This is a genomic window from Arthrobacter sp. zg-Y20 (genome assembly GCF_030142075.1).
In the GTDB taxonomy this organism is placed as follows: Bacteria; Actinomycetota; Actinomycetes; order Actinomycetales; family Micrococcaceae; genus Arthrobacter_B.
Genome location: NZ_CP126241.1, coordinates 2,321,837 through 2,332,498, shown reverse-complemented (window position 1 = coordinate 2,332,498; position 10,662 = coordinate 2,321,837). Strand labels below are relative to the sequence as shown.

General features: G+C 65.4%; 10 protein-coding genes, 2 tRNA genes and 1 rRNA gene. 11 read left to right on the top strand and 2 right to left on the bottom strand.

Features of this window, described 5'->3' with window-relative positions:
- The first annotated feature begins 167 nt into the window (after positions 1-167).
- The 8 genes from rrf to thiL all read left to right on the top strand — a co-directional run bounded on the left by rrf (position 168) and on the right by thiL (position 5,692).
- Positions 168-284, top strand: a 5S ribosomal RNA gene (gene rrf, locus QNO06_RS11235).
- Between the two features lie 139 nt (positions 285-423).
- Complete coding sequence (locus QNO06_RS11230) at positions 424-1,197, top strand: fumarylacetoacetate hydrolase family protein (RefSeq protein ID WP_227911741.1); 774 nt, start codon at positions 424-426, stop codon at positions 1,195-1,197.
- Positions 1,197-1,817, top strand: a complete 621-nt coding sequence (locus tag QNO06_RS11225) for a hypothetical protein (RefSeq protein ID WP_227911740.1) — start codon at positions 1,197-1,199, stop codon at positions 1,815-1,817. The genes QNO06_RS11230 and QNO06_RS11225 overlap by 1 nt, the downstream gene beginning before the upstream one ends.
- A 39-nt stretch (positions 1,818-1,856) precedes the next feature.
- Entirely contained in the window at positions 1,857-3,374 is a 1,518-nt protein-coding gene (gene gltX, locus QNO06_RS11220) for a glutamate--tRNA ligase (protein ID WP_227911739.1), read from the top strand.
- A 9-nt stretch (positions 3,375-3,383) separates the two neighbouring features.
- On the top strand, positions 3,384-4,109 hold the full coding sequence (locus QNO06_RS11215) for an HAD family hydrolase (protein ID WP_227911738.1): 726 nt from the start codon (positions 3,384-3,386) through the stop codon (positions 4,107-4,109).
- Positions 4,110-4,245: 136 nt separating this feature from the next.
- Positions 4,246-4,317, top strand: a tRNA-Gln gene (locus QNO06_RS11210).
- Between the two features lie 150 nt (positions 4,318-4,467).
- Positions 4,468-4,543: transfer RNA gene (locus QNO06_RS11205), tRNA-Glu, on the top strand.
- A gap of 138 nt (positions 4,544-4,681) precedes the next feature.
- A complete protein-coding gene (gene thiL, locus QNO06_RS11200) occupies positions 4,682-5,692 on the top strand; it encodes a thiamine-phosphate kinase (protein WP_227911737.1) in 1,011 nt (336 codons plus the stop codon).
- Positions 5,693-5,712: 20 nt separating this feature from the next.
- Here thiL and QNO06_RS11195 read toward each other — a convergent pair whose 3' ends face one another.
- Both QNO06_RS11195 and QNO06_RS11190 read right to left on the bottom strand, forming a co-directional pair.
- Complete coding sequence (locus tag QNO06_RS11195) at positions 5,713-6,138, bottom strand: potassium channel family protein (protein WP_227911736.1); 426 nt, start codon at positions 6,136-6,138, stop codon at positions 5,713-5,715.
- A gap of 33 nt (positions 6,139-6,171) precedes the next feature.
- Complete coding sequence (locus QNO06_RS11190) at positions 6,172-6,891, bottom strand: IclR family transcriptional regulator (RefSeq protein WP_227911735.1); 720 nt, start codon at positions 6,889-6,891, stop codon at positions 6,172-6,174.
- A gap of 111 nt (positions 6,892-7,002) precedes the next feature.
- On the opposite strand from QNO06_RS11190, the gene leuC reads away from it, so the two are divergent.
- The 3 genes from leuC to murA all read left to right on the top strand — a co-directional run bounded on the left by leuC (position 7,003) and on the right by murA (position 10,656).
- On the top strand, positions 7,003-8,460 hold the full coding sequence (gene leuC, locus QNO06_RS11185; protein ID WP_227911734.1) for a 3-isopropylmalate dehydratase large subunit: 1,458 nt from the start codon (positions 7,003-7,005) through the stop codon (positions 8,458-8,460).
- A gap of 10 nt (positions 8,461-8,470) precedes the next feature.
- Positions 8,471-9,070, top strand: a complete 600-nt coding sequence (leuD, locus tag QNO06_RS11180) for a 3-isopropylmalate dehydratase small subunit (protein ID WP_227911733.1) — start codon at positions 8,471-8,473, stop codon at positions 9,068-9,070.
- Positions 9,071-9,315: 245 nt separating this feature from the next.
- Positions 9,316-10,656 (top strand): UDP-N-acetylglucosamine 1-carboxyvinyltransferase, encoded by a 1,341-nt coding sequence (murA, locus tag QNO06_RS11175; protein WP_227911732.1) that lies wholly within the window; start codon positions 9,316-9,318, stop codon positions 10,654-10,656.
- Positions 10,657-10,662 lie beyond the last annotated feature (6 nt).

Here is a 10,662-nt window from a genome sequence, read left to right as displayed (position 1 = left end):
TGATCATGCTGCTTGCGTCCACTATGTGGTTCCCGGACAACAACCCGTCAAGGGTTGTTCCCCTGGGAACAATAACTGAATATTACTTACGTCTGATTTTTTGATGTTCGTGACCATTGTTTTCCCCACGCACACTGTTTTTGGGTGTGTGGTGCGGGTGGAAGGGTTACGGCGGTCATAGCGTGGGGGAAACGCCCGGTCCCATTCCGAACCCGGAAGCTAAGACCCACAGCGCCGATGGTACTGCATCCGGGAGGGTGTGGGAGAGTAGGTCACCGCCGGACAAATTGTGGGGTGAGGCCCGTACCAGTGTTGGTACGGGCCTCACCTGTTTAACCCGCCAACCCTGGTTGCGGCCTACAGGGGCACTGCTCCAGGGGTGCCCATGCCGGCATGGGCTGATTCTCCACTAGGCTTGTATCCATGCGTATTGCTCGATTTGTACAGGACAGCGACCCGGCGTTCGGCGTGGTCGGCGGAGAAGAAGGCAGCGAAGAAATTGCCGTCATCAAGGGAGACCCGTTCTTTTCGGGGATCCAGCTCACGGGGGAGCGGCACAAGCTCGAAGACGTTCGGCTGCTGGCGCCGATTATCCCGCGCAGCAAGGTAGTGGGCATCGGCCGCAATTACGCGGACCACGCCAGCGAGATGGGCAACGAGGTGCCGGCGGCACCGCTGATGTTCCTCAAGCCCAACACCTCGGTCATCGGCCCCAATGATCCCGTGGTGCTGCCCTCCTTCTCGGACGAGGTCTCATACGAGGCCGAGCTCGCCGTCGTTATCGGCCGCATCTGCAAGGACGTCCCCATCGAACGGGTGGACGAAGTGATCTTCGGGTACACCTGCGCCAACGACCTCACTGCCCGCGACGTGCAGCGTACCGATGACCAGTGGGCGCGGGCCAAGGGCTTTGACACCTCCTGCCCTCTGGGCCCGTGGATTGAAACCGAACTGGACCCGGAAAGCACCGACGTGCGCGGTTTCCTGAACGGCGAGCTCGTTCAGGACGGCAACACGAGCTCCATGATCTGGGGTGTCAAGGAACTGGTGTCCTACGTGTCCCAGGCCTTTACCCTCCTGCCGGGCGACGTCATCCTCACCGGAACCCCTGCAGGAGTAGGCATCATTACCGACGGCCAGCGCTTCGAGGTCGACATCGAGGGCATCGGCCGCCTGGTTAACACCGTCCGCAGCTGATGTCCTTCGGGGCTGCCAGGCAGGAAGGCCAGGGCACGTTCGCCGTGCCGGCGGCACTATGGTCCGCCATCCTCCTGGCTGCCCCGTTCCTCAGCTTCGCACCGGCTGCCGCATGGCCGTGGGGCTTAGGAGCGGCACTGCTGCTGGGTGTGTTCCCCACCGTACTCATTGCCACTCTCCGGCGCCGCGGCGACCTGCGTCCGCTGCCGCCGTCGTCCCTGCCGCCCGCTGTGCTGGGCGCGGCCGCACTGGCGGGCATGACGCAGTGGGCAATTCTGTGGCTGGACGGTCCGTTGGCGCTGTCCGCCGCCGCTTTCGGGCTGATCACTTCCGCCGTCGTCTTGATGATCGCGAACTGCTTTGCATCCTGGGACTGGCTGGACGTGTCCCTGGGCGCCGGCGTCGTCATCACCGCGGCGGAGGCCTACCTGCTGCTGCCGAGGGGTTACGGCCCGGCGGCTGCAGTGGTCCTGGCAGCAGGGCTGGGGGCCGCAGTGGCCCTGCGCGTCCGCGAAGCGGCGCCGCACCACAATTACCGGTTCCGGCGCCTCGCTGCTGCTGCTGGCGGCGCACTTGCCGGGGGAGGAGTGTTCCTCTGGCTGCTCTCACATGCCCGGTGAGGGCCCTGCGGGGCAGAAGCGACTAAACTGGGAAGCATCATGACTAATGCGCCCACTCCCTTAGCTGACCTGCCCACCGTTACCGATGACACGCCCGTGCGCGTGCGGTTCTGCCCGTCTCCCACCGGCACCCCGCACGTGGGCCTGATTCGGACAGCCCTGTTCAACTGGGCCTATGCCAAGCACACCAAGGGCACCATGGTGTTCCGCATCGAGGACACCGATACGGCCCGCGACAGCGAGGAAAGCTTCCTGCAGCTGCTCGACGCGCTGGACTGGCTGGGCATCACCTGGGACGAAGGCGTCAACGTGGGGGGTCCGCATGAGCCGTACCGGCAGTCCCAGCGCGGAGAGATCTACCAGGACGTCATCGCCAAGCTGCGCGACGCCGGCTACCTCTATGAGTCCTACTCCACTCCCGAAGAAATCGAAGCCCGCCACCGCGCTGCAGGCCGCGACATCAAGCTCGGCTATGACAACTATGACCGGGACCTGACCCCGGAGCAGATCGAAGCCTTCAAGGCCGAAGGACGCTCGCCTGTGCTCCGCGTCCGGATGCCCGATGAAGACATCACGTTCACCGACCTGGTCCGCGGTGAGATCACGTTCAAGGCCGGCACCGTTCCCGACTTCGTGGTGGTCCGCGCCAACGGCGCCCCGCTGTACACACTGGTGAACCCCGTGGACGACGCCCTGATGGGCATCACCCACGTGCTGCGCGGCGAGGACCTGCTCTCCTCCACCCCGCGCCAGGTTGCGCTGTACCGTGCATTGATCGACGTCGGAGTGGCGAAGTACATGCCGCTGTTCGGCCATCTGCCGTACGTCATGGGCGCCGGCAACAAGAAGCTCTCCAAGCGCGATCCCGAATCCAGCCTCTTCCTGCACCGGGAGCGCGGCTTCATTCCGGAAGGCCTGCTGAACTACCTGTCCCTGCTGGGCTGGTCGCTCTCGGCTGACGAGGATATCTTCAGCGTTGAGCAGCTGGTGGAGAACTTCGACATCCACAACGTGCTCGCCAACCCGGCGCGGTTCGACCTGAAGAAGGCCGAAGCCATCAACGGTACCCACGTGCGGATGCTCGAACCCACTGACTTCCGCAACCGCCTGGTGCCCTACCTGCAGCAGGCCGGACTGGTGGGGGAGACACTCACCGGCCGTGAAGAGCAGATCCTCACCGAAGCAGCCCCGCTGGTGCAGGAACGCATCACCCTGCTCGGCGAGGCCCCGGATATGCTCGGCTTCCTGTTCAAGGCCGACGACGCCGTGGACGTTGCCGATGACGCACGCAAGGGACTGCCGGCGAACCTGGCCGAAGTGCTCGACGCAGCGCTGGGTGCACTGGAACCGGTCACGGACTGGACTGCCGAGAACATCCAGGCGGCGCTGCGCCAGGCCCTCGTGGAGGACATGGGCATCAAGCCGCGCCTGGCCTTCGGCCCCGTGCGTACCGCTGTTTCCGGCCGACGGATCTCGCCGCCCCTGTTCGAGTCGATGGTCATCCTTGGCCGCGATGCCTCGCTCGCGCGCATCCGCGCCTTCCGCGACGCCGCGTAGGAGCACCTGATGGGCAGGTCCATTGATGCGGTGCTGTTCGACATCGATGAAACATTGGTTGACCTGCAGGCTGCCATGGGCAGTACTCTGCAGGCAGTAGGGGCCGCGGATCTGACCCATTTCACGGCGGCGGACTGGGACGCGTATACCGCCCTGTTCGCCGCCGACCCGCAGGGCCACTACGAGTCCTATCTTGCGGGACGGCTGGACTTTGCCGATCAGCGGGTGCTGCGCCTGCAGCACGCTCGCGAGCAGGCGGGCCTGGCGCCGCTGGACAGCGACGCCGCCCGCGCCTGGAACGACGCCTACGAGCAGGCCCTGCCGCGCTACTTCCGGGCGTTCGACGACGTCGTGCCCCTCCTGGATGCGCTGGACGCCCGCGGGATTTCCTACGGGGCGGTGAGCAACAATGTCCACGACTACCAGCGGGCCAAGCTCGACGCCGCCGGACTGGAGCGCATCAAGGTCCTGGTGGGCATAGACACAGTAGGCGTCTCCAAGCCGGACCCGATCATTTTCCATGAGGGTGTCCATCTCCTGGGCGCCGCGCCTGAGCGCACCGCCTATGTGGGGGACAACCTCCGGGTGGACGCGGCAGGAGCTGTCGCTGCCGGGCTGCTGGGGGTATGGCTGGACCGCACGGACAACCCGTCACCGGTCCGTGAAGACAGCATGCCCGTGCCGGCAGACGTGCACACCATCGGTTCGCTGGCAGAGCTGCTGGGCCTGCTCTGACAGCAGCCGGAGAGGGGTGAAAGAGCCCGTTTTGTACTTGCTCCGGAACCCGTGTATAGTAATAACTCGTGCTGAGGGGTTGAAGCCCAAAGGAACGCGGCAGGGAAACCGGCCAAACGCGTCGGCTGAAGCACAGTGGGATATGGTGTAATTGGCAACACATCGGTTTCTGGTACCGACATTCTAGGTTCGAGTCCTGGTATCCCAGCGGTAACCAACAAGGCATCTGCCGGTTGGTCTCCACTGAAAGAGTATGAAATACTCTTTCAGCCGGTTCTTCGAAACCGGCAAAGGAAGTGCGCAGGCTAATCCACCCGTTGTAACCAACGGCTAGATCCATGCTTGCGGCACTGTACACGGCCCCATCGTATAGCGGCCTAGTACGTCGCCCTCTCACGGCGATAACGCGGGTTCGAATCCCGCTGGGGTCACCAGTAACCGGCTCCGGACAATATGTCCGGGGCCGGTTTTGCATTTAAGCCCCGGACGAGGCGAGGGGCAGCGGGGGCGGCGTGATAATTTCGAATCCGCACTCCTTCCCCATACCCCCACTGAAAACCGAGGAACAGACTGTGCCCAACGAGGCCCTGACCGTGGACCAGCTCGACGAGAAGGCACTCCTGGCCCGGATCTTCCCCCGGCTGGGGCCGGACACGGCACTGCTGGGTCCGGGCGATGACGCAGCGGTGATTGCGTCGCCGGACGGGCGGACGGCCATTTCCATCGACACCCTGGTCCAGGATGCGGACTTCCGCCTGCTGTGGCCTTCGGGCTACCGGACCACCGGATTCGACGTTGGGTGGAAATGCGTGGCGCAGAACGTTTCCGACATCCGCGCGATGGGAGCCGTTCCCACATCCCTCGTCGTCAGCCTCACCCTGCCCGGCACCACGGCGGTGTCCTGGGTTGAGGATCTGGCCGAGGGGCTCGCAGCCGGCATCTCGTCCCTGGCCTTCGAACAGTGTTCAGTGGTGGGCGGTGACCTCGGCCGCGGGGACCAGATAGTGGTGACGGCGGCGGTAACCGGCGATTTGCAGGGCCGCCGGCCGGTACTGCGCTCGGGTGCACGCGCCGGGGACGTCCTGGCCCACATCGGTGCCTTGGGCCTGGCTGCAGCCGGCTTGGCTGTACTGGAGGGCAAAGTCGACATGGCGGATCCCGAAGCGGCTGACGACCAGGAGCTGGCGGGGTTGGCTATGGCCCAGCTTCGTCCGCGGCCGCCGCGCGCCGGTGCCGGTCCGGAGGCGTCCCGTGCCGGCGCCACGGCCATGCTGGACGTCTCCGACGGGCTGGTACGCGACGCGGGCCGCATTGCCCGGGCATCCGGCGTGGGCATTGACCTGGACGCGGAATACCTCCTCGCGAAGGCGGCGTCCCTGGCCCCGGCAGCTGCACGCCTGGGCGCCGATCCGCTCGTGTGGGTCCTGGGCGGGGGAGAGGACCACGGTCTGCTGGCCGCCTTCCCGCCGGATGCTGCCCTTCCGGAGGGCTTTGCGCGGATAGGGCAGGTGCACGACGGCGAGGGCGTTACCTTTGGCGGACAGGTCCCATCGGCCACGGGCTGGGACCACTTCGCCGGCTGACGTGCCGACGGGCTAGACGGCTAGCGCAGGATATGGCGCTCCCGTATGCGCTGCGACAGTGACTGCAGCTCCTCCCGGGACAGGTCGGGCAGGTGTTCCAGCTCATCGAGCAGCCCGTTCAAGGAATCCCGGGAACGGACCCGCAGGAGTTCGTTGTAGAACCCCACAATGATGCCGGTCAACAGCGCGACCACCAGGATGCCGTACAGGGCCACCACCACGGTAATCAGCCGCCCCATGGGCGTGACGGCAACAAAGTCACCGAATCCGATGGTCGTAAAGGATCCGAAGAGATACCAGAGACTGTCTCCCAGCCCGGGAATGGCCGATTCGAACAACGGGATTAGCAGGGTGGCCACACCCAGGACGATGAGGAAGCCGTAAATGATGTAATCCGCGTTGGTGACCCGGACGATGTTCCAGAGCACGCGCATCCGCTTCATCATGCCTCCCGTGCATCGGAGACTCCCAATATAGGCTTAGTCGGCGTTCTTGCGCAGGGCTTCCGTCAGCTGGGCGGCTGCCTTGGCAACGACTTCGGCGTGGATGCGGCCGGGCTGGCGGGTCAGCCGTTCAATGGGCCCGGAAATAGACACGGCGGCAATCACCCGGCCGGACGGACCGCGCACCGGAGCGGACACCGAGGCGACCCCGGGTTCACGTTCGCCAAGGCTCTGGGCCCAGCCCCGGCGTCGGACGCCGGCCAGGACGGTGGGAGTGAACCGTGCGTTGTGCAGCCCCTCGAGCAGCCGGTCATGGTCCTCCCATGCAAGGAGGCACTGGGCTGCGGAGCCGGCCTTCATGGACAGCTGGGTGCCTACCGGGATGGTGTCCCGCAGCCCGATGGGCCGTTCGGCGGAGGCGACGCAGACCCGCCATTCGCCCTGTCGGCGGAACACTTGGGAGCTTTCGCCGGTGATGTCGCGCAGCTGCAGCAGCACGGGTCCGGCCGAGGCGATCAGCCGGTCCTCGCCGGCTGCGGACGCGAGTTCCACCAAACGGCCGCCGAGGACGAAACGGCCCTGGATATCCCGTCCCACGAGGCGGTGGTGCACCAGCGCCAGGGCCAGCCGGTGAACGGTGGGCCGGGCCAGTCCCGTGGCCGAAACCAGCTGCGCGAGCGTGGTGGGGCCGGCCTCCAGTGCATCCAGCACCATGGCCGCTTTATCGATGACTCCTACGCCGCTTGCCGTGTCCATGCACTGATACTGCCGTCTCACTATCTGAGATGCAAATCCAAAAGCTGGCGCGGCGGTACGGCGTGCTGGTTCCCTTAAGGCATCAGCAGTGAATCGTTAAGGGGTATCGGTATGGGTGAGCATGTGGCAGGCAGGACGCTTGCACAAAAAGTCTGGGACGAGCATGTCGTCCGCAAAGGCGAAGACGGCGCTCCGGACCTTCTCTACATCGATCTGCACCTCGTCCACGAAGTGACCTCCCCGCAGGCCTTCGAGGGCCTCCGGCTGGCGGGCCGCGGCCTGCGCCGCCCCGACCTGACCATTGCCACGGAGGACCACAACACGCCCACGCTGGCCATCGACCGGCCGATTGCGGACCCGGTCAGCCGGACCCAGATCGAAACCCTGCGCGCCAACTGTGCTGAGTTCGGTGTGCGGCTGCATTCGCTGGGGGATGCCGAGCAGGGCATTGTCCACGTGGTAGGACCGCAGCTGGGACTGACCCAGCCCGGCCTGACCGTTGTGTGCGGCGACTCGCACACCTCTACCCACGGTGCCTTCGGCGCCCTGGCCATGGGCATCGGGACCTCCGAGGTGGAACACGTGATGGCCACCCAGACACTGTCCCTCAAGCCTTTCAAGACCATGGCCATCAATGTCGAGGGCACGCTGCGGCCGGGAGTCACCTCCAAGGACATCATCCTGGCCGTGATCGCCAAGATCGGCACCGGAGGGGGACAGGGCTACGTGCTGGAATACCGGGGTTCCGCCATCCGCTCCCTGTCCATGGAAGCGCGGATGACCATCTGCAACATGTCCATCGAGGCGGGTGCGCGGGCCGGAATGGTTGCCCCTGACGAGACCACCTTCGCCTACCTCAAGGGCCGCCCGCACGCGCCGCAGGGGCGGGACTGGGATGCCGCCGTCGAGCAGTGGAAGTCCCTGGCCACGGACGAGGACGCACAGTTCGACGCCGAGGTGTTCCTGGACGCCGACACGCTGGAGCCCTTCGTCACCTGGGGCACCAACCCGGGGCAGGGTGTGTCGCTTTCGGATGCCGTGCCGGCGCCCGCACACTTCACCGACGGGAACGCCCGGGCGGCAGCAGAGCGCGCGCTGGCCTACATGGACCTGGCCCCCGGAACACCCATGAAGGAGATCCGGGTGGACACGGTGTTCCTGGGCTCCTGCACGAACAGCCGCATCGAGGACCTGCGCATTGCGGCCGACATTATCCGCGGCCGGCAGAAGGACCCGGCGGTCCGGATGATGGTGGTGCCGGGTTCTGCCCGCGTGCGGCTGGAAGCCGAAGCCGAGGGGCTGGACCGGGTCTTCAAGGACTTCGGCGCCGAATGGCGGTTTGCCGGCTGCTCCATGTGCCTGGGCATGAATCCGGACCAGCTGGAACCCGGGGAACGCTGCGCCTCCACGTCCAACCGCAACTTCGAAGGGCGGCAGGGCAAGGGCGGACGCACCCACCTGGTCTCGCCGGTGGTGGCCGCCGCTACCGCCGTGCGCGGAACCCTCAGTTCACCCTCGGACCTGGACCCGCTGCCGGGTGCCGCCGTCGACGCCGCAGCTGCTGCCTAGGAGAGACCCCATGGAAAAAATCACCACCCACACCGGCATCGGTGTTCCGCTGCGCCAAAGCGATGTGGACACAGACCAGATCATCCCAGCCGTTTATCTGAAGCGGATCACCCGGACCGGATTCGAGGACGCACTGTTCGCCGGCTGGCGCAAGAACGAAGACTTCATCCTCAACCGGGAACCGTACAGTCGCGGCTCCGTCCTGGTGGCAGGGCCGGATTTCGGCACCGGTTCCTCGCGGGAACACGCCGTCTGGGCGTTGAAGGATTACGGATTTCGGGCCGTGCTTTCCTCCCGCTTCGCGGACATCTTCCGCGGGAACTCCGGCAAGCAGGGGCTGGTGGCCGCCCAGGTGGCCCAGGACGACATCGAGCTCATCTGGAAGGTGCTGGAAGACTCTCCCGGCACGGAAGTCACGGTGGACCTGCAGGCCCGCACGGTCCTGTGCGGCAGCGTCAGCGCCGGTTTCGAGATTGACGAGTACACACGCTGGCGGCTGCTCGAGGGCCTGGATGACATTGGGCTGACCCTGCGCCACGAGTCGGAAATCACCGGTTTCGAAGCGCAGCGGCCTTCCTACAAACCCGTCACCCTCCCGGCCCTGCCTTAGGAGGCAGGCAGCCGCCGGTTTGCCCCCGGCAGCGTTTCGTGCACCTAACCAAATCCCTATATCATTGACAGGCCCCGTCCAAGCGGGGCCTGTCCGTTTGTCCGGGCGGTGCAACGTGTCGGGAATCACCCCGACGAGGGGCCATGGCAAGGCGGCGTTATTTCAGTAAGCAGACGCTTCCTCCTATGCTTGGTTGCAGTCTCTTATTGCTTTTGGGGCCCAACTAGTTAAGAAATCAGGTGTTCATGGGTAGCGTTCTCACCATCCGAGGCGGTGTTCCTCTATCGGGGAAGGTACCGGTCCGCGGGGCGAAGAATCTGGTCCCCAAAGCCATGGTTGCGGCCCTGCTTGGCAACGGCCCGTCCCTGCTGCGCAACGTTCCGGAAATCAAGGACGTCGAGGTTGTCACCTCCCTGCTGAAGCTGCACGGCGTAGAGGTCACCAAGGACCCGGTAACCGGCGACCTCACGATGGATCCGAAGAACGCGAAAACGGCGGCGTCCAAGGACATTGACGCCCATGCCGGGGACTCGCGCATCCCGATCCTGCTGTGCGGGCCCCTGATGCACAGCCTTGGCGAGGCTTTCATTCCCGACCTTGGCGGCTGCAAGATCGGTGACCGCCCGATCGACTACCACCTGCAGATGCTGCGCAACTTCGGTGCCGTGGTGGAAAAGCGCCCCGGCGGCATTTCCATCTCCGCACCGCGCGGCCTCACCGGTGCCAAGCTTGAACTGCCGTACCCGAGCGTCGGCGCCACCGAGCAGGTGCTGCTGACCGCGGTTAAGGCCGAGGGCATCACCGAACTGCGCGGCGCTGCCGTGGAACCGGAAATCCTGGACCTGATCGCGATCCTGCAGAAAATGGGCGCCATCATTTCCGTGCAGACGGACCGCGTCATCCGCATCGAGGGTGTCACCGAGCTGACCGGGTACAACCACCGGGCGCTGCCGGACCGTAACGAAGCGGCGTCCTGGGCTTCCGCTGCCCTGGTCACCAAGGGCGACATCTATGTTGAAGGCGCGGACCAGAAGGACCTTACCGCCTTCCTGAACACCTACCGCAAGATCGGCGGCGCGTTCGACGTCGACGACGGCGGCATCCGCTTCTATCACCCCGGCGGTGCCCTGAACCCGCTGGTGCTGGAAACCGATGTACACCCCGGCTTTATGACGGACTGGCAGCAGCCCCTCGTAGTTGCGCTGACCCAGGCTGAGGGCGTCTCGATTGTGCACGAAACCGTGTATGAGAACCGCTTCGGTTTCACCGATGCACTGGTTCGCATGGGCGCCAACATCCAGGTCCACCGCGAATGCCTGGGCAGCGTCCCGTGCCGGTTCGGCCAGCGCAACTTCCTGCACTCGGCGGTTATCGCCGGCTCGGTGCAGCTGCGCGGCGCAGAAATCGACATTCCGGACCTGCGCGGCGGTTTCAGCCACCTGATCGCCGCGCTGGCAGCAGAAGGCACCTCCCGGGTGACCGGCATCGAGCTGATCAACCGCGGCTACGAGCACTTCCAGGGCAAGCTCGAGGGCCTCGGGGCGGACTTTGACGTCACATCCGGTGTATCTGCCGGACTCCGGTAGCCTGAC